General features: G+C 72.8%; 23 protein-coding genes. 14 read left to right on the top strand and 9 right to left on the bottom strand.

Going from position 1 to position 23,123, the window contains the following annotated elements; genetic code table 11:
• Window positions 1–100: 100 nt before the first annotated feature.
• Window positions 101–388 carry a DUF2530 domain-containing protein gene (locus tag ABTY59_RS03690; protein ID WP_352017230.1) on the bottom strand — a complete coding sequence of 96 codons (288 nt, stop codon included), beginning with the start codon at window positions 386–388 and terminating at the stop codon, window positions 101–103.
• Between the two features lie 153 nt (window positions 389–541).
• Between ABTY59_RS03690 and ABTY59_RS03685 the strand changes: the two genes are divergently transcribed.
• Window positions 542–1,987 carry an NCS2 family permease gene (locus tag ABTY59_RS03685; protein WP_403535199.1) on the top strand — a complete coding sequence of 482 codons (1,446 nt, stop codon included), beginning with the start codon at window positions 542–544 and terminating at the stop codon, window positions 1,985–1,987.
• Here the strand turns inward: ABTY59_RS03685 and ABTY59_RS03680 are convergent.
• Window positions 1,957–2,199 carry a hypothetical protein gene (locus ABTY59_RS03680; protein ID WP_352017229.1) on the bottom strand — a complete coding sequence of 81 codons (243 nt, stop codon included), beginning with the start codon at window positions 2,197–2,199 and terminating at the stop codon, window positions 1,957–1,959. The two genes, ABTY59_RS03685 and ABTY59_RS03680, sit on opposite strands and share 31 nt — an antisense overlap.
• Before the next feature lie 201 nt (window positions 2,200–2,400).
• Between ABTY59_RS03680 and ABTY59_RS03675 the strand changes: the two genes are divergently transcribed.
• Window positions 2,401–2,844: a MarR family winged helix-turn-helix transcriptional regulator gene (locus tag ABTY59_RS03675; protein ID WP_329851296.1), complete on the top strand. Its 444-nt coding sequence runs from the start codon at window positions 2,401–2,403 to the stop codon at window positions 2,842–2,844.
• A 27-nt stretch (window positions 2,845–2,871) separates the two neighbouring features.
• Window positions 2,872–4,209: an MFS transporter gene (locus ABTY59_RS03670; RefSeq protein WP_352017228.1), complete on the top strand. Its 1,338-nt coding sequence runs from the start codon at window positions 2,872–2,874 to the stop codon at window positions 4,207–4,209.
• A 204-nt stretch (window positions 4,210–4,413) separates the two neighbouring features.
• Here ABTY59_RS03670 and ABTY59_RS03665 read toward each other — a convergent pair whose 3' ends face one another.
• Window positions 4,414–4,914: a GNAT family N-acetyltransferase gene (locus ABTY59_RS03665; protein ID WP_352017227.1), complete on the bottom strand. Its 501-nt coding sequence runs from the start codon at window positions 4,912–4,914 to the stop codon at window positions 4,414–4,416.
• 33 nt (window positions 4,915–4,947) lie between these two features.
• Here ABTY59_RS03665 and thpR point away from each other — a divergent pair, with 33 nt between their 5' ends.
• Both thpR and ABTY59_RS03655 read left to right on the top strand, forming a co-directional pair.
• Complete coding sequence (gene thpR / locus ABTY59_RS03660; RefSeq protein ID WP_352017226.1) at window positions 4,948–5,532, top strand: RNA 2',3'-cyclic phosphodiesterase; 585 nt, start codon at window positions 4,948–4,950, stop codon at window positions 5,530–5,532.
• Between the two features lie 166 nt (window positions 5,533–5,698).
• Entirely contained in the window at window positions 5,699–6,688 is a 990-nt protein-coding gene (locus tag ABTY59_RS03655) for an aldo/keto reductase (protein ID WP_352017313.1), read from the top strand.
• A 6-nt stretch (window positions 6,689–6,694) separates the two neighbouring features.
• Here ABTY59_RS03655 and ABTY59_RS03650 read toward each other — a convergent pair whose 3' ends face one another.
• Window positions 6,695–7,225: a MarR family winged helix-turn-helix transcriptional regulator gene (locus tag ABTY59_RS03650; RefSeq protein WP_352017225.1), complete on the bottom strand. Its 531-nt coding sequence runs from the start codon at window positions 7,223–7,225 to the stop codon at window positions 6,695–6,697.
• Window positions 7,226–7,256: 31 nt separating this feature from the next.
• On the opposite strand from ABTY59_RS03650, the gene ABTY59_RS03645 reads away from it, so the two are divergent.
• Entirely contained in the window at window positions 7,257–7,679 is a 423-nt protein-coding gene (locus ABTY59_RS03645) for a carboxymuconolactone decarboxylase family protein (protein ID WP_352017224.1), read from the top strand.
• Window positions 7,680–7,696: 17 nt separating this feature from the next.
• On the opposite strand, the gene ABTY59_RS03640 is transcribed toward ABTY59_RS03645, so the two are convergent.
• Both ABTY59_RS03640 and ABTY59_RS03635 read right to left on the bottom strand, forming a co-directional pair.
• Entirely contained in the window at window positions 7,697–8,377 is a 681-nt protein-coding gene (locus ABTY59_RS03640) for a GDSL-type esterase/lipase family protein (protein ID WP_352017223.1), read from the bottom strand.
• A gap of 95 nt (window positions 8,378–8,472) precedes the next feature.
• Window positions 8,473–9,312 (bottom strand): alpha/beta fold hydrolase, encoded by an 840-nt coding sequence (locus ABTY59_RS03635; protein WP_352017222.1) that lies wholly within the window; start codon window positions 9,310–9,312, stop codon window positions 8,473–8,475.
• A gap of 70 nt (window positions 9,313–9,382) precedes the next feature.
• Between ABTY59_RS03635 and ABTY59_RS03630 the strand changes: the two genes are divergently transcribed.
• The gene (locus ABTY59_RS03630; RefSeq protein WP_352017221.1) at window positions 9,383–10,366 is read left to right on the top strand and encodes a WD40 repeat domain-containing protein; all 984 of its coding nucleotides are present in this window, start codon (window positions 9,383–9,385) and stop codon (window positions 10,364–10,366) included.
• Between the two features lie 57 nt (window positions 10,367–10,423).
• On the opposite strand, the gene serC is transcribed toward ABTY59_RS03630, so the two are convergent.
• Entirely contained in the window at window positions 10,424–11,542 is a 1,119-nt protein-coding gene (gene serC / locus ABTY59_RS03625; RefSeq protein WP_352017220.1) for a phosphoserine transaminase, read from the bottom strand.
• Window positions 11,543–11,593: 51 nt separating this feature from the next.
• On the opposite strand from serC, the gene ABTY59_RS03620 reads away from it, so the two are divergent.
• Window positions 11,594–14,344, top strand: a complete 2,751-nt coding sequence (locus ABTY59_RS03620; protein ID WP_352017219.1) for an FAD-binding and (Fe-S)-binding domain-containing protein — start codon at window positions 11,594–11,596, stop codon at window positions 14,342–14,344.
• 40 nt (window positions 14,345–14,384) lie between these two features.
• On the opposite strand, the gene ABTY59_RS03615 is transcribed toward ABTY59_RS03620, so the two are convergent.
• Window positions 14,385–15,245 carry a LysR family transcriptional regulator gene (locus ABTY59_RS03615; RefSeq protein ID WP_352017218.1) on the bottom strand — a complete coding sequence of 287 codons (861 nt, stop codon included), beginning with the start codon at window positions 15,243–15,245 and terminating at the stop codon, window positions 14,385–14,387.
• 184 nt (window positions 15,246–15,429) lie between these two features.
• Between ABTY59_RS03615 and ABTY59_RS03610 the strand changes: the two genes are divergently transcribed.
• From ABTY59_RS03610 to ABTY59_RS03585, 6 genes are all read left to right on the top strand, one after another.
• Entirely contained in the window at window positions 15,430–16,479 is a 1,050-nt protein-coding gene (locus tag ABTY59_RS03610) for an EamA family transporter (RefSeq protein WP_352017312.1), read from the top strand.
• Complete coding sequence (locus ABTY59_RS03605; protein WP_352017217.1) at window positions 16,476–16,853, top strand: VOC family protein; 378 nt, start codon at window positions 16,476–16,478, stop codon at window positions 16,851–16,853. The genes ABTY59_RS03610 and ABTY59_RS03605 overlap by 4 nt, the downstream gene beginning before the upstream one ends.
• 100 nt (window positions 16,854–16,953) lie before the next feature.
• Window positions 16,954–17,136, top strand: coding sequence for a DUF1272 domain-containing protein (locus ABTY59_RS03600; protein WP_352017216.1), 183 nt, complete (start codon window positions 16,954–16,956; stop codon window positions 17,134–17,136).
• Window positions 17,137–17,599: 463 nt separating this feature from the next.
• Window positions 17,600–19,471, top strand: a complete 1,872-nt coding sequence (locus ABTY59_RS03595; RefSeq protein ID WP_352017215.1) for an aminotransferase class I/II-fold pyridoxal phosphate-dependent enzyme — start codon at window positions 17,600–17,602, stop codon at window positions 19,469–19,471.
• 44 nt (window positions 19,472–19,515) lie between these two features.
• Complete coding sequence (locus ABTY59_RS03590; RefSeq protein WP_352017214.1) at window positions 19,516–21,114, top strand: class I adenylate-forming enzyme family protein; 1,599 nt, start codon at window positions 19,516–19,518, stop codon at window positions 21,112–21,114.
• Between the two features lie 113 nt (window positions 21,115–21,227).
• Window positions 21,228–22,280, top strand: coding sequence for a DMT family transporter (locus ABTY59_RS03585; RefSeq protein WP_352017213.1), 1,053 nt, complete (start codon window positions 21,228–21,230; stop codon window positions 22,278–22,280).
• 94 nt (window positions 22,281–22,374) lie between these two features.
• On the opposite strand, the gene ABTY59_RS03580 is transcribed toward ABTY59_RS03585, so the two are convergent.
• Entirely contained in the window at window positions 22,375–23,079 is a 705-nt protein-coding gene (locus ABTY59_RS03580; RefSeq protein WP_352017212.1) for a ScbR family autoregulator-binding transcription factor, read from the bottom strand.
• Between the last annotated feature and the right edge of the window lie 44 nt (window positions 23,080–23,123).

The raw sequence follows: 23,123 nt of genomic DNA, 5'->3' as shown, positions 1-23,123 counted from the left end.
AAGGGCGAAGATCAGACCGGGGGAGGAGGGGAATCGTCCCCTGGTCCCACACGGCCCGCGGGGTCTCGGGGGCTACGGCGGGGGGCTACGGTGCCGGACGCTACTCCGGGCCCTGGCCCGGCCCGGCAGCCTCGGCCGCCTGTGCCGCCGCGTGCCGCTTGATCGCCGCGTCCCGCTTCCGTACGTACCAGATGCCGATCAGGCCGAGGCCCGCTCCGGCCAGGCAGGTCCACACCCACCAGGTGAGGTCCCGGTCGTCGAACCAGCCGTAGAAGGGGACCTGGACGAGGAAGAGGACGAACCAGAGGATCGTTCCGCCGGTGATGGTGGCGACGACCGGCCCTTCGAGGGGCTCGGGTGCCTCGTGCTTCGGTGTCCACTTCGCCATGGGGCTCAGTCTAGGTGGCGCGTTTCGGGGTCTACGCGCGGAGATGGACTCCCTCTCGTTCATGTGTTCATACTGAAACGGTTTGCCTCTGGCGGGTTCCCTTCGTATGAACCGCCAAAAAGGACTTCTCTGAACCTCCGAAGAGGAACCCCCATGAGTACGACGGCCCCCGCCAAGGCCATGCCCCCGGAGACCCCTGGTCACCCCGTCTCCGGCCTCGACCGCTTCTTCAAGATCTCCGAGCGCGGTTCGACCGTGGCACGCGAGGTCCGGGGCGGCTTCGCCACGTTCTTCGCGATGGCCTACATCATCGTGCTGAACCCGATCATCCTCGGCAGCGCCAAGGACATGTACGGGCACCAGCTCGACAGCGGCCAGCTCGTCACCGCCACCGTCCTCACGGCGGCGTTCACGACCCTCCTCATGGGCGTCATCGGCAACGTCCCGATCGCCCTCGCCGCCGGCCTCGGCGTCAACACGGTCGTCGCGCTCCAGCTCGCGCCGAAGATGTCCTGGCCTGACGCCATGGGCATGGTCGTCCTCGCCGGCGTCGTCGTGATGCTGCTCGTCGCCAGCGGTCTGCGCGAGCGCGTCATGAACGCCGTCCCGGTCGGCCTGCGCAAGGGCATCGCGATCGGCATCGGCCTCTTCATCATGCTGATCGGCCTCGTCGACTCGGGCTTCGTCTCCCGCATCCCCGACGCCGCGCACACCACCGTCCCGCTCCAGCTCGGCGGCTCGGGCCACCTCACCGGCTGGCCGGTCCTCGTCTTCATCCTGGGCACCCTGCTCACCCTCGCCCTGATCATCCGCAAGGTGCCGGGCGCGATCCTGATCTCGATCGTCGTCATGACGATCGTGGCCATGGTGATCAACGCGGTCGCGACCGTCCCGTCCTGGGGCCTCACGACCCCGGAGTGGCCCGGCAACCCGGTCGCCTCGCCCGACTTCGGCCTCGTCGGCCAGGTCAGCCTCTTCGGCGGCTTCGACAAGGTCGGCATGCTGACCGGCGTCCTGTTCGTCTTCACCGTGCTGCTGTCCTGCTTCTTCGACGCGATGGGCACGATCCTCGGCGTCGGCGACGAGGCCAAGCTGATCGACAAGGACGGCAACTTCCCCGGCATCAACAAGGTCCTCCTCGTCGACGGCCTCGCCGTCGCCTCGGGCGGCGCGACCTCCTCCTCCGCCACCACCTGCTTCGTGGAGTCCACGGCCGGTGTCGGCGAGGGCGCGCGCACGGGTCTCGCCTCGGTCGTGACCGGCGGTCTGTTCTCGGTGGCGCTGTTCCTCACGCCGCTCGCGACCATGGTGCCCTCGCAGGCGGCGACTCCTGCGCTGCTCGCGGTGGGCTTCCTGATCCTGGCCGGGTCGATCAAGGAGATCGACTGGAGCGACTACACCATCGCGGTGCCGGCGTTCCTGGCCATGCTGATGATGCCGTTCACGTACTCGATCACGAACGGCATCGGCATCGGCTTCATCGCCTTCAGCGTGCTGCGCCTCGCGGCCGGCCGGGGCCGTGAGGTCCCGGTGGCCATGTACGTCGTGTCGGCGGTCTTCGTCTTCTACTACGCGATGCCGGCGCTCGGCCTCACGTGATCACCGCCGGGTTCGGCCGCGGCGGGACCGCAGGCTGAACCGTAGAACTTCTCCGTCTCGTCGACCGCGGTCTTGAACCGCTCGTCGAAATCCTCGCGAATGAGCGTCCGGGCCACGTAGTCCTGGACGCTCATTCCCCTTTTCGCGGCGTGACTCCTGAGCCGGTCGAGCAGCTCACCGTCGATGCGCAGGCTGAGCACTGTCGATCCCATGCCGTTCAGGGTCGGGGCAGCTGGGGCTCCTTCGCGTCACTTTCCGGATCCGACTCACTCGTTTGGGTGATACATGGATGCCGAAGCGTGATCCGGCGTGTGCCGTGCTGCCGCCCGGGGTGCGGGTTGTGCATGTGATGCGTGCGACGTCCGCCCGTTCCTGTTGGTATTTAGACAGGGTAATGAGTTAGGCTAAAGAACATGCCAGATCTGTCCCACGGCACCGCCGACGACGTCGCGGCCGTGAACGCGCTCCGCTCCTCCGTCATGCGACTGGGCCGACGCCTCAAGCACCAGCGCGTCGACGAGTCGCTGAGCCCGACCGAGATGTCGGTGCTCGGCACCCTGTCGCTCTGCGGCTCCGCCACCCCCGGTGAGCTGGCGCGCAAGGAGCACGTCCAGCCGCCGTCGATGACCCGCATCGTCGCGCTGCTCGAAGCCAAGGGACTGGTCCGGCTGGAGCCGCACCCCGACGACCGCCGGCAGAAGGTGGTCAGCCAGACCGAGCAGGCGGAAGCCATGCTCGAGGAATCCCGCCGCAAGCGGAACGCCTGGCTGGCCTCCCTCGCCGAAGGTCTTGACGAGGACGAATGGGCGAAGCTGCGCGCGGCCGCCCCTGTCCTGGAGAAGCTCGCCCACCTCTGAACCGATGCGCCAAGGAGGCGACGCACTTTGAGTACGGGACCCGGAGCAGACTCCGCACCCGTCCATCAACCCACCCTCAAGACCCGTGGGCGGGGGGAAACCTTCTCCTCGCTCAGAATCCGGAACTACCGGCTGTTCTTCACCGGAGCGATCGTCTCCAACACCGGTACGTGGATGGCCCGGATCACCCAGGACTGGCTGGTCCTGAGCCTCACCGGCTCCGCCGCCGCCGTCGGCATCACGACGGCCCTGCAGTTCCTGCCGATGCTGCTCTTCGGGCTGTACGGCGGTGTCATCGCCGACCGCTACCCGAAGCGGCGCCTGCTCCTCGTCAGCCAGGCGGCCCTCGGCCTGTGCGGGCTCGCGCTCGCCGCCCTCACCCTGTCCGGATCCATCCAGGTCTGGCACGTCTACCTGATCGCCTTCCTCCTCGGCATGGTGACGGTCGTCGACAACCCCGCCCGGCAGACCTTCGTCTCCGAGATGGTCGGCCCCGAACAGCTCCGCAACGCCGTCTCCCTGAACTCCGCGAACTTCCAGTCCGCGCGCCTCATCGGACCGGCCGTCGCGGGTGTCCTCATCGCCGGGGTCGGCAGCGGATGGGCCTTCCTCCTCAACGGGCTCTTCTTCCTCGGGCCCATCGTCGGCCTGCTGCTCATGCGGCCCGCCGAGTTCCACCCGGTGGAGCGCGTCCCGCGCGGCAAGGGCCAGCTGCGGGAAGGACTGCGGTACGTGGCGGGCCGACCCGACCTGATCTGGCCGATCGTCCTCGTCGGCTTCATCGGGACCTTCGGGTTCAACTTCCCGATCTGGCTCACCGCCTTCTCCGGCGACGTCTTCCACGTCGGTGCCGGCGCGTACGGCTTCCTCAACACCCTCATGGCGGCCGGCTCCCTCGTGGGCGCGCTCGCCGCGGCCCGCCGCGGCTCCACCCGGCTGCGGATGCTGGTGATCGCCGCGGCCGTCTTCGGCGTCCTGGAGATCGCGGCGGCCCTGTCGCCGGCGTTCTGGCTGTTCGCGCTGCTGCTCGTGCCGATCGGCATGATCGGCCTCACGGTGAACATCACCGCGAACTCGGCCGTCCAGATGGCCACCGACCCCGCGATGCGGGGGCGGGTGATGAGCCTCTACATGATGGTCTTCGCCGGCGGAACGCCGATCGGCGCCCCGCTCCTCGGCTGGGTGACCGACACGTACGGCGCGCGCGTCGGCTTCGCCACGGGCGGCGTCATCTCGCTGGCCGCGGCGGTCGTCGTGGGCCTGGTCCTGGCCCGGGTCGGCGGCCTGAAGGTCGCGATGGGATGGCACGACGGGCACCCGCGGGTGCGCTTCGTGGCGCGGGAGCGCCTGGCCACCGCGGCGTAGCCCTCGGGCGGGCGGCGGACCGGTACCGGGGCCCTCATGCAAGGGCCCCGGCGCGGGTCGCACCGAGGCCCTCCCGGACCGGGTCCTCCCGGGCCGGGTCCTCCTGGACCGGGTCCTCCCGGCGCGGGTCCTCCCGGGCCGGGGCCTCCGGTGCGGGCCTCCCGGTGCGGTCCGGTGGGTGTCGTTCCCGCCCCGGTCGCTGCATCAGACGCGTCGTTCCAGGACCTGGCCCGGCCAGTCGCCGACCTGGAACGGCTCCGTGCGGGTGAAGCCCTGGCCCTCGTAGTAGGCGATCAGGCGGCCCTCGCTGCCCGCGAAGCAGTCCACGCGGAGGAGCGAGACCCCCTGGCGCCTCGTCTCCGCCTCCGCGTGGGCCAGGAGCGCCGCCCCCACCCCGTGGCCGTGGAACCGGGCGTCCGTCGCCAGGAGCCGGACGTACACCTCCGGCTCGTCCGCCGGGGCGATGTACTGGCCGGGGTGCGGCGTCAGCGTCATCGTGCCCGCCGGGACGCCGTCGATCTCGACGATCCACGGGTCGCCTTCGGACATCGTCCGCTCGACCTGCTCCACCGCCTTCGGCCGCCCGGAGAACGAATCCGTCCCCCACTGTGCGGTGATCCCCTTGCCGTTGAGCCAGACCACGGCGCTGTCGAGTATCGCGAGTATCGCGGGGAGGTCCTCCGCCCCGCCCTTCCGGATCTTCATGCCGGAGAGGCTAGCGGCTGCCAGACTTTCCCCATGAGGCTCTTCGCCGCCGTCGTGCCGCCGCCCGAGCGCCTCGACGAGCTCGGACGCGTCGTCGACCGGCTGCACGGGCTGCCCGGTGCGGACGGGCTCCGCTGGACCTCCCGGCCCGGGTGGCACCTGACGCTCGCCTTCATGGGGGAGGTCGACGAGGAGCTGCTGCCCGAGCTGCGGGTGCGGCTCGGGCGGGCCGCGCACCGGACGCCGGCCTTCTCGTTGCGGCTGCACGGCGGCGGGCACTTCGGGCGGCAGACGCTGTGGGCCGGGGTCGCCGGGGATCTGGACACGCTGCGGCTCCTCGCCGAGCGGTCCGACGCCGCCGCCCGCCGGGCCGGGGTCGCGATGGACGAGCACCGTCGCTACCAGGCGCACCTGACCGTCGGCCGGGCGCGGGGGGCGGGGGTGGCGCTCGGTTCCTATGTCGACGAGCTGGGTGGTTTCGAGGGCACGCGCTGGCCCGTGACCGAGCTGGCGCTCGTCCGGTCGAACCTGCCGGGCGGTGGGGTGCCGGGCGCGCAGCCCCGGTACGAGACGGTGGGTGCCTGGCCCCTTGAGGGGCGGGAGGGGCGCTCGGGTTAACCTCGTGAGGTGGACCCGAAGACCCGTAACCGGATCATGGCCGGCGTGCTCGTACTGATGTTCGCGATCATCGCGGTGGCGTCGTTGGCCGGCCAGTAGCACCCCCAGCCCCTCTCAGGGGAACTCCCTTGCTTCGAGTGCGCTCGAAGCAGTTGGCTTGAGCGCCATGGAGTACACGCAGCTCGGACGCACCGGACTCAAGGTCAGCCGACTCGTCCTCGGGACGATGAACTTCGGACCGCAGACGGACGAAGCCACCAGCCACGCCATCATGGACACCGCCCTCGACGCGGGGCTGAACTTCTTCGACACCGCCAACGTCTACGGGTGGGCGGAGAACAAGGGACGCACGGAGTCGATCATCGGCTCCTGGTTCGCGAAGGGCGACGGTCGCCGCGACCGCACGGTCCTCGCCACCAAGGTGTACGGGAACATGGGCCTCGACGGGGAGGCCTGGCCCAACCACGACAAGCTCTCGGCGCTCAACATCCGGCGGGCCGTGGAGGCCAGCCTGAAGAGGCTGGGGACGGACTACATCGACGTCTACCAGTTCCACCACGTCGACCGGGCGACTCCTTTCGAGGAGATCTGGCAGGCCGTCGACGTGCTGATCCAGCAGGGGAAGGTGCTGTACGCCGGCTCCTCGAACTTCCCCGGCTACAAGATCGCCCAGGCCAACGAGATCGCCGCCCGGCGCGGCTCGGTCGGGCTCGTCAGCGAGCAGTGCCTCTACAACCTCTTCGAGCGGCGCGCCGAGATGGAGGTGATCCCGGCCGCGCAGGAGTACGGCCTCGGGGTCATCCCCTGGTCGCCGCTGCACGGCGGGCTGCTCGGCGGTGTCCTGAAGAAGGAGACCGAGGGCAAGCGGCGCACCGAGGGGCGGGCGGCGGCCACGCTCGCCGACCCGGCGGTGCGGGCGCAGCTCCAGGCGTACGAGGACCTGCTCGACAAGCACGGGCTCCAGCCCGGCGAGACGGCGCTGGCGTGGCTGCTGACCCGGCCCGGTGTCACCGGGCCGATCGTCGGGCCGCGCACCCCGGAGCAGCTGGCGGGCGCGCTGCGCGCGCTGGAGCTGGAGCTGAGCGAGGAGCTGCTGGCCGGTCTGGACGAGGCCTTCCCCGGTCCGGGACCGTCCCCGGAGGCCTTCGCCTGGTGATGCCCGCTACGGCGTCCCGAGCCAGCTCGTGGCGTCCAGGCGGAACGCCGTCTCGGCGGGGACGACGTTCCGCAGGGCCGCCTCCAGGTCGCGGACGCGGTCCGCGCCGAGGGCCGCGATCCATTCGGCGCGCAGTTCGTCGAAGATCGCGGCGGAGCGGGCGAGGGCGTCGTATCCGCGCGGGGTGAGGCGGACGAGTTTGCGCCGGGCGTCTTCGGGGTCGTCGGTGCGTTCGGCGTAGCCGACGGCGAGCAGCCGGTCGACGGTCTTGCCCGCGGCCTGCTTGGAGACGCCGAGGCGCCGGCCGATCTCGCTGGCGGTGGCGCCCTGGACGCCGATGGCCTGCATGGCGAAGCCGTGGGCGGGGCGCATGTCGGGGTGGCCCTCGTCGGCGAGGCGGACGTGGAGCCGGTCGATGAGGGTGCGGAAGCCGCCGAAGAGGAGCAGGGGCAGCTCGAATCCGGGGGTGTCGTCCGGAACCCCCTTGCCAGTATCGACAACCTGGTTTACGTTTTCTCCCGCGACATGGTCAACCATGTTGTCCATCCTACTCCGGGGGGAACCCGCCTTGTCCGCTCCGCTCGACCTGTCCGCCCGCACCGCCGCCGCCGTCGCCCTCCTCAAGGAGACCTCTCCGGAGACCCTCGACGGCTTCCTCAAGCTCAGCGCCGCCTTCGAGTCCACCACCCTCGACCCGCACTCCCGCGAGACCGTCATCCTGACCGTCGCCGAACGCAACCAGTGCCACCTCTGCGTCGACCTGCACGAGGCGAAGGCGGCCGCCCTCGGCCCGGCCCCCGACGCCGAACGCCTCGCCGCCGTCCGCACGTTCACCCTGCGGGTCCTCGCCTCCTCCGGCGCGGTGAGCGACGAGGACCTCGCCGCCTTCGAGAAGGCCGGCTACACCCGCCGCAACGCCCTGGAGGTCGTCCTCGGCATCGGCGCCTACACCCTGTCGACCTTCGCCAACCGCCTCACCCGCGCCGCCTGACGGGCGGCACCCGCCGGTCAGCCCCGGTACGGGCCCCCCAGGGACCACGCCTGGTGCATCGCGTCGGCGAACGCGGCGGCCAGTTTCCGCTCCCCGGTCGGGCCGGGGTGCGTGCCGTCGTAGGTGTCCACGCGGAGGTCGTACGACTCCGGGACCGACGCGAGCAGCAGCGGCGAGGCCGCCGTGTCCAGGTCCGCGACCGCCTTCGCGAGGAGCTCGTTGAAGCGCGCGCACTCGGCGGCGAAGCCCGCGTCGTACCCGGCCCGGACGTTCGGGATGACGGGCAGGAACACGGCCCGCACGCGCGGGTTCGCGGCCCTGGCCGCCGCCACGAACGCCCGGACGTTCTCCTCCGTCTGGTCGCTGTTCGTGTAGAAGCCCAGGTCGATCAGGCCCAGCGAGACCAGGAGGACGTCCGCGCCGGTGGCGGCGACCGTCCCGCCGATCGCCGGCGCCATGTGCAGCCAGCCCTCGCCCCACCCGGCCAGGTGGCGCCGGGCGGCGGCGGGGAAAGCGGGATCCGGGTACGCCTCCGACGCCGGCGCGTCGACGGCGGGGTCGTACAGGCCGGAACGCGGGCCGACGATCTCGTACCCGCCGGGGAGCGTCGCCTCCAGGTGCTCCCACATGCGGTAGCGCCAGGTCCAGTCGCCGGCGCGTCCGATGGTCATGCTGTCGCCGACGAACAGAAAACGCATGGTCACATCATCGCGGACCCCGTCCCGGACCGGCGACGTGATCCGGGACACGAGGACCTGGGGGTGTTCTGCCGGCCGGGCCGGCACGTCACCCCCTACGCCAGGAACCCGTCCACCGTCGACACGACCCACTCCGCGTCGTCGTGCCACGGGAAGTGCCCGGCCCCCGCCAGGACGGCCAGCTCGCCCTTCGGGAACAGTTCCGCGTACGCGGCGGCCGTCGGCACCGGCGTGTTCACGTCGCCCTCCCCGGCCACGACCAGCACCGGACGGCCGAACTCCGCGAACACCGCGCGCGTCGCCTCCGGTTCGTACGCGCCCTCGCTCCCGTAGATCCCGGCGGCCTCGTCGTTCCGCTGCCGCACCGTCGCCGCGTTCCGCTCCCGCGCCGCCTCGTCCCAGGTCCCGTGGAAGAACGGCTGGACGGCCTCGAAGGTCTCCGCCGTCCCCCGGCCCGCCGTCAGGTCCTCCAGTGCCACGTACGCCTCCGCGAACCACGGCTCCCCGGTCCGCAGCCGCGCCGCCGCGAGCCGCTCCTCACCGGACGTCTCCAGGCCCACGGCCGCCGGGCCGGGGGTGAGCAGCACCAGCCGGGCCACCCGCTCGGGGTGCCGGACCGTGTACAGCGCGGCCAGGTTCGCCCCCGCCGAGTGCCCGAGCAGGTCGACCGTGTCGAGCCCGAGGTGGACGCGCAGCGCCTCCACGTCCTCGACGAGCCGGTCACAGCGGTACGAGGCGGGGTCCTCCGGAGCGGCGGAGGACCCCGTGCCCCGCAGGTCCAGGCGGATCAGGGTGCGGTGGGCGTCGAGCCCGCCGAGGCCCTCCAGGTAGACGGAGTCCTGCACGGGGCCGCCGGGCAGACAGATCAGCGGGTCGCCGGAACCGGACGCGTGGTACGCGAGCAGGGTTCCGTCGGGCGCGGGGAAGGTAGGCATGGGCGCGACCATGACAGTGCCTTCCGCGCAGGTCAAGCAGGTTTCCCCGGCGCCGTGGCACGCTTGATCCATGCGATCTGCTCTGTGCGCCCTCGGCGCGGCCGCCGCCCTCGCGCTGCTCCCGGCCGGCCATGCCCGTGCCGAAGGGCAGGAACCCGACCGGGACTTCACGATCGAGGACTCCCGGATCACCGAGTCCAGCGGCCTCGCCGCGAGCCGTGCCCACCCGGGGATCTACTGGACGCACAACGACCAGGACGCGCCCCTGATCTACGGCGTCGACTCCCGTACGGGGAAGACCGTCGCGACCCTGACGATGGCCGGCGTCGGCACCCCCCGCGACATGGAGGCGATCTCCGTCGGCCCCGACGGGGACATCTACGTCGGCGACATCGGCGACAACCGCGACGGCACCTGGGACCACGTCTGGATCTACCGCTTCCCCGAGCCGAAGACCCTGAAGGACCAGACCGTGCGGGCCACGCAGTACGTCGTGAAGTACGCCGACGGGGCCCGCAACGCCGAGGCCCTCATGGTCCATCCGAAGACCGGCCGGGTGTACATCGCGAGCAAGAACGAGGACGGCGGCGGCCTGTACGCCGGCCCCGAGCGCCTCTCCCCGTCCGGCACCAACGTCTTCCGCCGCGTCGACGAGGTGCCGTGGGTGACCGACGGCGCCTTCTCGCCGGACGGCGAACGGCTCGTGCTGCGCGGCTACTTCAGCGCCCGGGAGTACAGCTGGAAGGACGGCCGCCTCGGCGACGAGGGCACGCCCGTCGGCGCGCCCTTCCAGGGCCAGGCGGAATCCGTCACGTACACCCCGGACGGCTCGGCGTTCCTGTTCGGCACCGAGGGCGCGAACAGCCGGGTGGTGCGCGTGGACCGCACCGACCGGCCCGCCCGGCAGCCGACGAAGACGCCCGGCGGCGCCCCCGACTCCCCGTCGTCGCCCGCCGCCGAAGGCGAGAAGGGCAACGTGACCACCGGCTTCCTCGTCCTCGCCGGTGCCACCGTCCTCGTCGTCGGCGCCAAGCGGCTCCTCAGGAAGGGGTAGCCGAAGGGCCCGGCAGCGGACGTGTCCGCTGCCGGGCCCTCCGTACGACCGCCGGGGTCAGAGCTTCTCGATGACGTAGTCGACGCAGGCCGTCAGGGCCCGCACGTCCGCCGGGTCGATCGCCGGGAACATCGCGATCCGCAGCTGGTTGCGGCCCAGCTTGCGGTACGGCTCCGTGTCCACGATCCCGTTGGCGCGCAGCACCTTCGCGACCGCCGCCGCGTCGACCTCGTCCGCGAAGTCGATCGTGCCGATGACCTGCGAGCGCTTCGCCGCGTCCGTCACGAACGGCGAGGCGTACTTGGACTCCTCGGCCCAGCCGTACAGCGCGTCCGAGGACTCCTTCGTCCGGGCCACGGCCCAGTCCAGACCGCCCTGGCCGTTGATCCACTTCAGCTGCTCGTTCAGCAGGAAGAGGGTCGACAGCGCCGGGGTGTTGTACGTCTGGTTCTTCAGCGAGTTGTCGATCGCCGTCGGCAGGGAGAAGAACTCCGGGACGTGCCGGCCGGACGCGTGGATCCGCTGCGCCCGCTCCAGGGCGGCCGGGGAGAAGGCCGCGAGCCACAGGCCGCCCTCGGCGGCGAAGGACTTCTGCGGGGCGAAGTAGTAGACGTCCGTCTCGGTGATGTCGACCGGGAGGCCGCCCGCGCCGGAGGTCGCGTCCACGAGGACGAGCGCGCCCTCGTCGGCGCCCGCGACCCGCTTGACCGGGGCGGCGACACCGGTGGAGGTCTCGTTGTGGGTGTACGCGTAGACGTCGACGCCCGCCTCGGCCACCGGCTCCGGGTGGGTGCCCGGGTCGGAGGAGATCACGGTCGGCTCGGCAAGCCAGGGAGCCAGCTTGGCGGCCTTCGCGAACTTGGAGGAGAACTCGCCGAAGGTCAGGTGCTGCGACTTGTTCTCGATCAGACCGTGGGTCGCGACGTCCCAGAAGGCGGTGGAGCCGCCGTTGCCCAGGATCACCTCGTAGCCCTCGGGCAGCGAGAACAGGTCGGAGATGCCGGCACGTACCTCGCCGACCAGGTTCTTGACCGGAGCCTGGCGGTGGGACGTGCCGAGGAGGGAGGTGCCGGTGGCGGCCAGGGCGTCCAGCGCCTCCGTACGCACCTTGGAGGGGCCCGCGCCGAAACGGCCGTCGGCGGGCTTGATGTCAGCGGGAATCCGGATCTCAGCCACGAGGCGGAGAGTATCGGGTCGGCAAGGGGCCGGTCGCCGGATGTCCGCCCGATGAGACGAGGACTGAGACATCCTGGGCTTGTGGGAAGACACCAGGAACACGCGTCCGGACTCGCCTCCGACCTGCGCGCGGCCGTCGCCGGAGAGGTCGACTTCTCCGTCACCGCCAGGGCCCTGGCGACCATGGACGCCTCCAACTACCGCCGCGTGCCCGCCGGTACGGTCGCGCCGCGCGACGCCGCCGACCTCGCCGCCGCCCTGGAGGTCTGCCGGGCGCACGGCACCGTCCCGGTCGTCGCGCGCGGCGCCGGGACCTCCATCGGAGGCCAGGCGACCGGCACCGGCGTCGTGCTCGACCTCACACGCCACATGGGCGGGATCGTCTCGCTGGACCCGGAGGAGCGGACGGCGGTGGTCCGGCCGGGGCTCGTCCTCGACCGGCTGCGGGCGGCGGCCCGCCCCCACGGGCTGACCTTCGGGCCCGACCCGTCCACGCACAGCCGCTGCACCCTCGGCGGCATGATCGGCAACAACGCGTGCGGGGCGCACTCGGTCGCCTGGGGGACCACGGCGGACAACGTGCGCTCGCTCGAAGTGGTGACCTACCGGGGCGAGACATTGACGCTGGGGCGGGGCGGGCAGGGCGCTCCCGCCGGACTCCTCGACCTCGTCGACCGCCACCTCGCCCTCCTGCGGACCGGATACCCGCACGGGCTCCCGCGCCGGATCTCCGGCTACGCCCTCGACGCGCTGCTCCCCGAGCGGGGCGTGGACGTCGCCCGCTCCTTCTGCGGCAGCGAGGGCACGCTCGGGGTCGTGACCGAGGCGACCGTGGCCCTCGTCCCGCTGCCCGCCGAACCGGTCCTCGTGGTCCTCGGGTACGCCGACGAGAGCGCGGCGGCGGACGCGGCGGCGGGACTGCTCGTCCATCGTCCGCTGACCGTCGAGGGCATGGCGGCCGACCTCGTCCGGGGCGCCTCCGGGCTGCCCCGCGGCGGGGCGTGGCTGTTCTGCGAGGTGGACGGCGCCCCGGCCGCCGCCGAGCTGGTCCGGGCGGCGGACGCGCTGGACGCGGCCGTGGTGCGGGAGCCGGCCGCCCGGCGGGCGCTGTGGCGGATCAGGGAGGACGCGGCGGGGACGGCAACCCGGATGCCGGGCGGCGGCGACGCGTGGCCGGGGTGGGAGGACTGCGCGGTGCCCCCGGCCCGCCTGGGCGCGTACCTCAGGGCGTTCCGCGCGCTGCTGGCCGACTTCGGCCTCAGGGGAGTCCCGTACGGGCACTTCGGGGACGGCTGCGTCCACGTCCGCATCGACTTCGACCTGTGGACGGCGAAGGGCGTACGGGACTTCCGCCGCTTCTCCGAGGCGGTCGCCGACCTCGTGGTCGCCCACGGCGGCTCGCTCTCCGGGGAGCACGGCGACGGGAAGGCGCGGGCCGAGCTGCTGCCGAGGATGTACGGGACGGAGCTGGTCGGCCTCTTCGGCGCGGTCAAGGACGTGTGGGACCCGGACGGGGGCCTGAACCCGGGGATGCTGGTGCGGCCGGAACCGCTGGACTCCGGCCTCCGCTTCGAGGGGCTCCCGGTGGTCGGCCCGGGGCGGGCCGCCGCGCGGTGCGTCGGCGTGGCGAAGTGCCGGGTGGCGGGCCCGAGTCCGGGGCCGGGCGTGATGTGTCCCTCGTACCGCGCGACCGGGGAGGAGAAGCACTCCACCCGGGGCCGGGCGCGGCTCCTGCACGAGATGGCGCTCGGCGAGGTGATCACCGACGGCTGGCGCTCGGAGGAGGTCCGGGAGGCGCTCGACCTGTGCCTGTCCTGCAAGGGCTGCCGCAGCGACTGCCCCGTGGGCGTCGACATGGCGGCGTACAAGGCGGAGTTCCTGGACCGGCACTACGCGCGGCGGCCCTTCGCGCGGCCCCGCTCGCACTGGACGATGGGCCGGCTCCCCGGGTGGCTGGCGCACTTCGGACGCGGGCTCAACACGGCGATGGCGCTGCCGTTCGCGGCGCGGCTCGCGGGGGTGACGCCGGAGCGGACGATGCCGAGGGTGGCGGAACGCTCCTTCGTGTCCTGGTTCGCCGATCGCGCCTCGAACCGCCCGCCGGAGCTCACCCTGTGGCCGGACACCTTCACGAACCACCTGGCGCCCGAGGTGGGCGAGGCCGCCGTCCGGGTCCTGGAGGACGCCGGGCTCGGGGTGGAGCTGCCGCCGGGCCGGGTCTGCTGCGGGCTCACCTACGTGTCGACGGGGCAGCTCGGGGCGGCCCGGAAGGTGATGCGGCGGACGCTCGACGTGGTCGGGGACGCGAAGGGCCCCGTGGTGGTGCTCGAACCGTCCTGCGCGGCCACCCTCCGCACCGACCTGCCCGAACTGCTGCCGGACGATCCCCGCGCGGCGCGCCTGGCCGGATCCGTCCGCACCTTCGCGGAGGCCCTGGAGACGCTGGCCCCCGACTGGACCCCGCCGCGCCTCGACCGCCCCGTCACCGGCCAGACCCACTGCCACCAGCACGCCGTCCTCGGCGACGCGGCGGACCGGCGCCTGCGGGAGCGCGCGGGCCTGACCGGCGACCTCGCGGGCGGCTGCTGCGGCCTGGCGGGCAACTTCGGCTTCGAGCCGGGCCACTACGAGGTCTCGGTCGCCTGCGCGGAGGACCAGCTGCTGCCGTCCCTGCGGGCGGCCGGGCACGCGGCGGTCCTGGCGGACGGCTTCTCGTGCCGGACCCAGATCGCGGACCTGACGGACCTCCGGGGCCGGCACCTGGCGGAACTCCTGGCGGAGGCGCTGGAGGAGGGGCTGTAGCGCGGAGGGGCTGCAGCGCGGCCGGACGGCGCGGCCGCGCCTACTCCGCCTCGCTCACGATCTCCCGGGCCATCGCGACCAGCGCCTGAGTCGCCGGGTGCGGGAAGGCGTCGCGCCAGGCCAGGACGAGGGGGAGCGGGGGTGCGTCGGGGAGCGGGCGGTAGACGACGCCGGGATGGGGGTGGAGGGCGGCCGTGGAGGCGGAGGAGACGCCGAAGCCGCGCCCGGCGGCGATGGCCGTGAGCCAGTCGTCGGTGTTGGCGACCGTCAGGGTGGCCGCCGGGCGGGCGCCGGGAGGCCAGAGCGCGAGGGTGGTCGTGCCGGAGACCGTGTTGAGGACGGCCGTCCCGCCGGCGAGCTCGTCGAGGGCGAGCCGGGGGCGGTCCGCGAGCGGATGGTCGGCGGGCAGGGCCGCGACCCGGGGTTCCGTGGCCAGCTCCGCCGTGACCAGGCCGGGCGCGTCCACCTGGCCCCTGAGCAGCGCCGCGTCGACCTCGCCGCGCGCGAGCCCGGCGGTGCGGTCGTCGACGCGGAGGAGTTCGAGGGGGGTCTCGGGGTGGGCGCGCTGCCAGCGCCGCAGCAGGGGAGTGGTGTACGGGCCGAAGGCCGACCAGGCGTGCCCGAGGCGCAGCGGGCGGTGGCGCAGCCGGGCCGGGTCGACGGCGGCGTCGAAGGCGGCGAGGGCGGCGGCCGCCCGTTCCTGGAAGGCACGGCCCTCGGCGGTGAGGGCGAGGTGGTGGGTCGAGCGGTCCACGAGCCGCGCGCCGAGGTGCTGCTCCAGGGCGGCGAGGGTGCGGGAGACGGCGGGCTGGGTGAGGTGGAGCCGGGCGGCGGCCCTGGTGAGGCTGGCCTCCTCGGCGATGGCGAGGAAGCAGCGGAGGTGGCGCAGCTCGATGCTCATGCGCCCGGAGCATAACCGCAGCGCAATCGGCATTTCCGGTGCCGCGCGGGGGCTCGTAGCGTGGGAGGGGAACCGGGCTGCCGCCCGGACGGGGGTGCATTATTCTGGACCAAGGGTCCAATTGAATGAACTTTCGTGTGTGAAGGAGCCGTCGGTGGACAGTCCGGTCGAGGAGATGGCCCCGATGCCCGCGCCCCGGGCCACCGCGCCGCCGGCCGCCGGGCCTCAGGCCACCGGGCCTTCGGCCACCGCGCCTCAGGCCGTCGGGCCTCAGGCCGCCGTGCCCGGAGCCACCGCTCCCGAGGCCTCCGCGGCGGGGGCCACCGCGCCCGGGGCCTCCGCGCGCGGTCGCCGTCTCGGGCCCGTCGCGCTCGTCGTCGCCGGCGGCCTTTCCGTGCAGTTCGGCTCCGCCGTGGCCGTCCTCCTGATGCCCCGCGCGGGCGCGCTCGGGGTCGTCACCCTGCGGCTCGTGCTCGCGGCCGCCGTCCTGCTGATCGTCTGCCGGCCGAAGGTCCGGGGCTACGGCCGGGCCGACTGGGGGACGGTCGTCGCCTTCGGCACCGCGATGGCCGGCATGAACATCCTCTTCTACCAGGCCGCCGACCGGATCCCGCTGGGCGCCGCCGTGACCCTGGAGGTCCTCGGCCCCCTGGTCCTCTCCGTCGTCGCCTCCCGCAGGCTCGTCAACCTCCTCTGGGCCGGTCTGGCCCTCGGCGGCGTCGTCCTCCTCGGCGGGGGCGGCTTCGACCGGCTCGACCCGCTCGGCGCGGGCTTCGCGCTGGCGGCGGGCGCCATGTGGGCGGCGTACATCGTCTTCAGCGCCCGCACCGGCCGCCGCTTCCCGCAGGCCGACGGACTGGCGCTCGCGATGGCCTTCGGCGCCGTCCTCAGCCTGCCGCTCGGCATCGCGGAGGCGGGCGACAAGCTCCTCGTACCGTCGACGATCGGTCTGGGCCTCGCCGTCGCGCTGATGTCCTCGGTCCTCCCGTACACCCTGGAACTCCTCGCCCTGCGCCGCCTGCCCGCGCCCACCTTCGCCGTCCTGATGAGCCTGGAGCCGGCCATCGCGGCGACGGCCGGCTTCCTCGTCCTCGACCAGGCCCTCTCCACCACGGACGCCCTCGCGATCGCCCTGGTGATAGGCGCGAGCATGGGCGCGGTCCGCACGCAGGCGCGCAGGGCCCGCCGGCAGGACGCCTCCCAGGGCCGCCGGACGCGTACGATCCGCTCATGATCGCCGAACTGCAGTGCGTCGTCCTCGACTGCTCCGCGCCCCGGGAGCTCGCCGGGTTCTACCGGGCGGTCCTCGGCGGGGACGTCGACCGGCCCGACCCGCGCTGGGCGCTGGGCGACGCCTGGTCGACCCTGCACACCCCGGGCGGGCTCGTGCTCTGCTTCCAGGGCGTCGCCGATCACCGACCGCCGACCTGGCCGGGTCCGGAGCGCCCGCAGCAGTTCCACCTGGACTTCGGCGTCGCCGATCCGGACGCGGCGCACGCGGAGGTCCTCGCGCGGGGCGCGAAGCTGCTCGACGACGGGGCGGGCACGCGGGGCTGGCGTATCTACGCGGACCCGGCGGGGCATCCGTTCTGCCTGGTCAGGCACTGACCCGATCCTGTCGATCCGTGGCCGTCGGGCTGTTGAGGCGGCCTGCGGGCGCTGTGGATCATGGAGGGGTTCTCAGCCGTACGAGGAGGGGGAGCCGACCATGGCCCTGGAGATGCGAGACCGGTGCGAGCGCTGCGAGACGGCGGCCCTGACGGTCGACGGACCCGCGCGGATCTGTACGTACGAGTGCACCTTCTGCGTGCCCTGCGCCGACGCCATGGCCGACGTCTGCCCCAACTGCGGCGGCGAACTCGTGCCCCGCCCCCGCCGGGCCGCCGCCTAGTGCTGTGACCGGAAAGGTTCACCGGGTCGCGACGCCCGGCACGGCACCTCGCCGCGTTGTCGGCCCTCGCGAGTACGTCCAGTACGAGCCGAGGCCCTTCGCCTTGCGATGCACCGCACCGGACGCCGCGACCCGGCAAACCTTCCCGGCCACCGCACTAGGGGCCCCTCTCCGTACAACCCTTCGCACCGGTCGCACGTCTGAGTCGGACACGGAATTTCCGTGTCCGACGACGGGCGCCCCCGCGGCGCCCTTCACCCGTCTGACGACGTCGCTGTACGCGGGCGAGGGTGCCAGGTTCACCAGCGTGGCCTGAGGCTCGCCCCGGCCCGCGCGCTCGCACGGGAACCCCGGTCGCTACGAGGTGTCATCCTCGCTGGTCGGCCGGGGGGTCCTGGCGGCCGTCCATCAGCGTCGCTGATGATAGTTGATACCTTCGCGAAGGTTTTTATTTCATGGGTGCATGACCGCATCCACCAGCTCCACTCCGGAGCCGGCGACACTGCCGGCTCGTCCCGGGGCCTACCCGGACGGCAGGACCCCCCTCGCTGACGCCGTGCTCGCAGTCGCCCGACGTGACATCGCCACGTTCCACGCGCTGCCGCTCTCGCACGGCCGGTCTATCCGCGACTCCCACATGCGGGAGACCTACGAGGCGCTCTTCGGCGCCGCGCAGCTCGCGGCCGACGTGTCCTACAGCGGCACGATGCTCGATTCCTTCTTCCGTCCCCGGGGCCCCCTCCGCGACGCCCAGCGCCTCGCGGCCCGCAGCTTCGGCGCCGACGCCACCTTCTTCCTCTCGGCCGGCACCAGCACCGCCAACCGGGTCGCCCTGACCGCGCTGACCCAGCCCGGCTCCCGCGTCCTCGCCGACCGCTCGTGCCACCAGTCGGTGCACTTCGCCCTCAACTCGCTCGGCGTCCAGGTCGCGTACGCGCCCATGCAGCGCTGCTGCGACGGCTGCCCCCGGACGTACGCGGACCTGCCCCGGCTCCTGCAGATGTTCCGCGCCGCCGCCGCCGAGGGCCGGCCCTTCGACACCGTCGTCCTCTCCGCCGTCTCCTACGACGGCGTCCGGTACGACCTGCCGACCGTCCTCGCCGAACTCGCCGCCGTCCACCCCGGCGTCTCCGTCCTGGTCGACGAGGCCTGGGGCGCCGCGCACCGCTTCCACCCCCGGCTGCGCCCGCTCACCGCGCTGCACGCCGTCGAGACGCTGCGCGCCGCCGACCCCCGCCTCGCCATGAACGTGGCCGTCACCCACTCCGCGCACAAGTCGATGTCCGCGCTCCGCCAGGGCTCGTACCTCCACCTCATCGGCGACGGCGAGGCCCAGGAGCGCACCGCCCAGGCCCTCTTCCAGCACCACACCACCTCGCCCAGCTGGCCCGTGCTCGCCAGCCTCGACCTCGCCCGGCTCCAGGCCGAGACCGAGGGCGAGGCGCTCCTCGGCCGCTCCCTGAACCTCGCCCGCACCCTGCGCGTCGAGCTCGCCACCGACCCGCGGCTCTCCGCGTACCGCCCGCTCGGACCCGACGGCCACCTCACCGACGCCGCGCAGCTCGTCAGCGACGACCCCACCCGGGTCCTCGTCGACATCAGCGCCCTCGGCATCACGGCGGCCGACTTCCGGCGGATGCTCTTCGACGAGTACGCGCTGTACGTGGCCCGGGAGAGCGGCGACGCCGTCCTCTTCCACATCCACATCGGTGTGGACGAGGCGACCCTGCTGCGGCTGCTCGACGCCCTGCGCACCATCCAGCGCACCTACCGGAGCGCCTCCGCGGCCCTGGCCACGGGCACCTCCGAGCACTTCATCATCGCCTACCCGCCCGGCATCCCGATCACGGTGCCCGGCGAGAAGCTCTGCGAGCGGACGCTCAGTCAGATCGACACGCTGCGCTCCAGCGGCTGCGAGATCTACACCCTGCGGAACCCGACCGTCTCCGCCCGCGAGCTGGCCGTCCAGGCCGCCGCCACCGGCTCCGTCCCGGCCACGGCCGACCACCTGACCGTCACCCCTCTGACGGCCGACGCCCTGACGGCCGACGCCCTGACGGCCGACGCCCTGACGGCCGACGCCCTGACGGCCGACGCCCTGACCGTTGCCCCTCTGACGGCCGACGCCCTGACCGCCGACCGTCTGACCGCCGACGCCCTGACCGCCGCCCCCCTGACCGGCGAGGGCCGTACGCCCCCCTCGCGTGCGACCCCGGCCCGTACCGCCCCCGGCCGCACCGCCGAGCAGCTCGCCGGTGCCGCCGCCGCCGTCTCCGCCGCCGGTACCACCGCCGCCACCGTCACGGCCGCCGCGGCCGCCGTCGTCACCGGCTGATCCCCACCCCGATCCCGAGGCCCGACCACCCCGAGGAGAGCTCCATGATCAAGATCGCGGACATCCGCAAGCACGCCGCCCGCTGGCCCCAGCGCGTCGCCGTCGTCGACGGCGAGACCCGCATGACCTGGGCGAGCCTCGCCGACAAGGTCAGCCGGGTGGCCTGCGCCATCCAGGACCTGCTGCCCGAGACCCGGCCCGCCCGCGCGGTCTTCCTCGCCGAGAACAGCTGGGAGCTGGTGGTCTCCATGGCCGCCGTCAGCTCCCTCGGCATCCCCTGCGTCGGGCTCGACTACACCGCGGGGCCCGTCGCCACCCGCGCCGCGCTCGACCAGCTGGAGCCGACCGTCGTCCTCACCTCGAAGGCCCACCGCGGCCTCATCGAGGAGTGCGGCTGGCCCGGCGGCCGGGACATACTCGACATATTCATCGACAGCGAGCCCGTGGGCCTCCCCGACGGGCAGACCGTCTCCGTGAGCTTCACCGACCTCCTCGTGTCGGCGCCCGGTGAACCGCAGCCGGTGGAGCAGCCGTTCGAGGCCTTCTCCTTCACCTCCGGCACCAGTGGCGTCCCCAAGATGGTCGTCCGGCGCACCTCCTTCGAGGCCCGCCGCTTCGCCGACCTCGTCGACCAGTACGCCTTCGACGAGGAGGACGTCCACCTCGTCACCGTGCCGCTGTACCACGCCTCCGGGCCCGGCTGGGCGCGGATCTTCCTGACCCTGGGCGGCACCGTCGTCCTCGGCCCGCACGACGACGCCGGGGAGCTCATCCGCATCATCCAGGAAGAGGGCGTCTCCACCACCCTGATGGTGCCGCCCGTCCTGGCCCGGGTCGTCGCCCACCCGGACTCGGAGCACCTGCACAAGACCTCCCGCCTGCACTTCGTGCTCTCCGGCGGCCGGCATCTCAACCGATGGGTCATCAACAACGCCTGGGACCGGCTCGGTCCGGTGCTGCACCTCTACTACGGGACGACCGAGACCGGCGTGAACGTCATGATCGGACCCGAGGAGCTGCACGTGGCGCCCTGCCGCTCGGGCCGCCCCATGCCCGGCAACACGGTCGTGGTCCTCGACGCCGACAACAAGCCGCTGCCGAAGGGCAGCCGGGGCCGGGTCGCCATCGCCAGCTACCAGCTGATGGACAGTTACGCGACGAGCGAGCCCGACTTCATGACGCTGGACTACGGCGGCCGTACGCAGCGGTTCCTGCTCACCGGCGACAGCGGGCTCGTCGACGAGGCGGGCCGGCTCGAACTCACCGGCCGGAACGACGGCGTGGCCAAGGCGGAGGCGGGCAAGCCGCTCGACGTCAACATCTTCGGCCTCGAAGCCGATCTGATGGACCTGCCCTGCGTCCGGGAGACCGCCGTGCTGCGGACGAGCCTCCCCGGTGCGGGCGAGGTGCTCGTCGTGCCCTTCACGCCGGTCGCGCCGGAGCGCCAGGAGAGCGGCTACCGGGCGGTCAGCGCCGCCTGCGCCCGCCGGGTGCCCTGCCTCCCGGCGTACGTGGTGCCGGTCGAGTCCATCCCGTACAGCCCGACCGGAAAGGTCCGGGCCGCCCAGCTCCTGGAGTCGGTCCTGCCGCTGCTCGACGTCCGGCCCGCGGAGTCCCGCGAGCCGGAGCCGGCCGGGGTCTGACCCGCCCGTCCTCCCCTCCGCGGCCGGGCCCGCACCCCCTCCGCGGGCCCGGCCCCCCTTCCGTCCCGCACGTCCCTCTCCTCCCAGCCGGCTCCGGCCCGACAGGAAGACTCATGAACAGTCAGAACACGTACACGCGAGGCGTTCTCCTCTGCCTCCTGGCCACGGTGTCCTGGGGCGCGATGTTCCCGCTCATGGACTCCACCCTGAAGCACATCGACCCCTTCACCTTCACCGTGATGCGCTACACCATCGCCGGTGCGATGTTCCTGGTCTTCCTCCGGCTCCGCGAGGGCCGCGCGGGCCTGCGGCTCAAGGGCGAACGCATCGGTCTGGCCTGGCTGTTCGGCACGGCCGGCTTCGCGGGCTTCCAGTTCCTGGTCTTCTTCGGCCAGGACCTCATCGGCGAGCGGGGCGCCCTCAACGCCTCGATCATGATGGCGACGATGCCCATGATGGGCTTCCTGGTGAACTGGGTGCTGAAGAAGGTCGTTCCGCCGAAGTTCTCGCTCGTCTTCATCGCGATGTCCTTCGTCGGCACCATCCTGGTCGTCTCCGACGGTGACATCGGCTCGCTGATCGCCTCCCCGAAGACGGCCGGCGCCGACGCGCTGCTCCTCTTCGCCGCGCTGTGCTGGGTCGTCTACACGTCGGGTGCGAGCTACTTCCCGACCTGGTCCCCGATCAAGTACACGGCGATCACCACGGTCCTCGGCCTCGCCTCCGCCGCCGTGATCACGGCGATCATCCTGGCCGCCGGCGGCGTCCCGGTCCCGACGGCCGGCGCGGTGGGCTCGATCCTCCCGCAGCTCGCCTACATGAGCGTCATCGCCGGCTTCGTCGGCGTCCTCGGCTGGAACTTCGGCAACCGCTACCTCGGCCCGCTCAACGGCGTCCTCTTCATGGACGTGGTGCCGATCACGGCCTTCGTGATCTCCGCGCTGACCGGTGTCGTCCCGGCCGGCATGCAGATCGTCGGTGCCTCGCTCACGGCGGCGGCCCTCGTCCTCAACAACCTGTACCTGCGCCGGGTCGCCGCCCGGGCCGCCGCGGCCCAGGCCGTGGCTCCGGCTCCCGCCCCGGTCGCGGCCGCCGGTTCCGGTACCGCTTCCGGTACGGGCTCCGCTTCCGCTCCCGCGACCGTCTCCTCGGGCAGCCGCTCCTGACCGGCCCCGAGCCGCCGCACGCGTACGGCGTGGCCTCCCACACCCGTGGGGGGCCACGCCGTTTCCCGGTCGCTCACGGCGGGCACGCGGCCGATCAGCCGCGCAGTCCTTCGAGGAGCACCGTCCGCAGCTCCTCGTACCGCTCGTCGAGGTCCCTGCGCCGGCTGAGCACGTCTGAGATGTGCTGCATGCCGAAGAACGCGGAGACCAGCACGCGGGCCGCCGCGCGCGGTTCCACTCCGGCCCGCAGTTGTCCCGCGTCCCGGGCCTCGGTGATCAGCCGGGTCAGGTAGTCCTCCCAGCCGACGTACGGCTCGGGGAGCTCGGCGTCGATGAGCGCCCGCTCGATCTGGAGCCGCGCCCCGGCCTGGACGACGATGTCCCGCGCGAACGCCCTGGTGACCGTGTCGAGAACGGCGGTGAGCGTGTCGAAGGGCCCCTCGTGCGTGCCCTCGGCGCCCTGGAGGATCCCGGGCCAGCGCGCGTAGTGCTCCTGCACGACGGCGACGGCCAGGGCCTCCTTGTTCGTGTAGTGGAAGTACACCGCTCCCTTGGTCATCTCCGCGCGTTCCGCCACGTCCTGGAGGGTCACGGTGGCGTAGCCGCGCTCGGCGAACAGCTCGGCGGCCGACTGGAGGATGTGCACCTTCGTGCGCCGGGCGCGCTCCTGCTTCGGCTCGCTCCGGGGCTTCGCTTCGGCGCTCCGGGGTGTGGTTTCGGTGCCCGCCGGCCCGGGTTCGGAGCTCCGTCGCTTCGGGCCGGAACTTCGCCGCCCGGGTTCGCTTCGGGGTGTCGCCATGCCTGTCCGCCTCTCTCGTGCCTACGCCTTGCAATATACATTCC

This window comes from Streptomyces sp. NPDC096079 (genome assembly GCF_040303145.1).
Classification (GTDB): Bacteria; Actinomycetota; Actinomycetes; order Streptomycetales; family Streptomycetaceae; genus Streptomyces.
The sequence above is the reverse complement of the archived record's forward strand: the minus strand, read 5'-3'. Positions and strand labels throughout refer to the sequence as shown.

Excerpts from the sequence above, each read along its gene's own strand:
- ABTY59_RS03690 (WP_352017230.1), bottom strand. The coding sequence starts at position 388 with ATGGCGAAGTGGACACCGAAGCACGAGGCACCCGAGCCCCTCGAAGGG.
- ABTY59_RS03685 (WP_403535199.1), top strand. The coding sequence starts at position 542 with ATGAGTACGACGGCCCCCGCCAAGGCCATGCCCCCGGAGACCCCTGGT.
- ABTY59_RS03680 (WP_352017229.1), bottom strand. The coding sequence starts at position 2,199 with ATGGGATCGACAGTGCTCAGCCTGCGCATCGACGGTGAGCTGCTCGAC.
- ABTY59_RS03675 (WP_329851296.1), top strand. The coding sequence starts at position 2,401 with ATGCCAGATCTGTCCCACGGCACCGCCGACGACGTCGCGGCCGTGAAC.
- ABTY59_RS03665 (WP_352017227.1), bottom strand. The coding sequence starts at position 4,914 with ATGAAGATCCGGAAGGGCGGGGCGGAGGACCTCCCCGCGATACTCGCG.
- thpR (WP_352017226.1), top strand. The coding sequence starts at position 4,948 with ATGAGGCTCTTCGCCGCCGTCGTGCCGCCGCCCGAGCGCCTCGACGAG.
- ABTY59_RS03655 (WP_352017313.1), top strand. The coding sequence starts at position 5,699 with ATGGAGTACACGCAGCTCGGACGCACCGGACTCAAGGTCAGCCGACTC.
- ABTY59_RS03650 (WP_352017225.1), bottom strand. The coding sequence starts at position 7,225 with ATGGTTGACCATGTCGCGGGAGAAAACGTAAACCAGGTTGTCGATACT.
- ABTY59_RS03640 (WP_352017223.1), bottom strand. The coding sequence starts at position 8,377 with ATGCGTTTTCTGTTCGTCGGCGACAGCATGACCATCGGACGCGCCGGC.
- ABTY59_RS03635 (WP_352017222.1), bottom strand. The coding sequence starts at position 9,312 with ATGCCTACCTTCCCCGCGCCCGACGGAACCCTGCTCGCGTACCACGCG.
- ABTY59_RS03630 (WP_352017221.1), top strand. The coding sequence starts at position 9,383 with ATGCGATCTGCTCTGTGCGCCCTCGGCGCGGCCGCCGCCCTCGCGCTG.
- ABTY59_RS03620 (WP_352017219.1), top strand. The coding sequence starts at position 11,594 with ATGAGACGAGGACTGAGACATCCTGGGCTTGTGGGAAGACACCAGGAA.
- ABTY59_RS03615 (WP_352017218.1), bottom strand. The coding sequence starts at position 15,245 with ATGAGCATCGAGCTGCGCCACCTCCGCTGCTTCCTCGCCATCGCCGAG.
- ABTY59_RS03610 (WP_352017312.1), top strand. The coding sequence starts at position 15,430 with ATGCCCGCGCCCCGGGCCACCGCGCCGCCGGCCGCCGGGCCTCAGGCC.
- ABTY59_RS03605 (WP_352017217.1), top strand. The coding sequence starts at position 16,476 with ATGATCGCCGAACTGCAGTGCGTCGTCCTCGACTGCTCCGCGCCCCGG.
- ABTY59_RS03600 (WP_352017216.1), top strand. The coding sequence starts at position 16,954 with ATGGCCCTGGAGATGCGAGACCGGTGCGAGCGCTGCGAGACGGCGGCC.
- ABTY59_RS03595 (WP_352017215.1), top strand. The coding sequence starts at position 17,600 with ATGACCGCATCCACCAGCTCCACTCCGGAGCCGGCGACACTGCCGGCT.
- ABTY59_RS03590 (WP_352017214.1), top strand. The coding sequence starts at position 19,516 with ATGATCAAGATCGCGGACATCCGCAAGCACGCCGCCCGCTGGCCCCAG.
- ABTY59_RS03585 (WP_352017213.1), top strand. The coding sequence starts at position 21,228 with ATGAACAGTCAGAACACGTACACGCGAGGCGTTCTCCTCTGCCTCCTG.
- ABTY59_RS03580 (WP_352017212.1), bottom strand. The coding sequence starts at position 23,079 with ATGGCGACACCCCGAAGCGAACCCGGGCGGCGAAGTTCCGGCCCGAAG.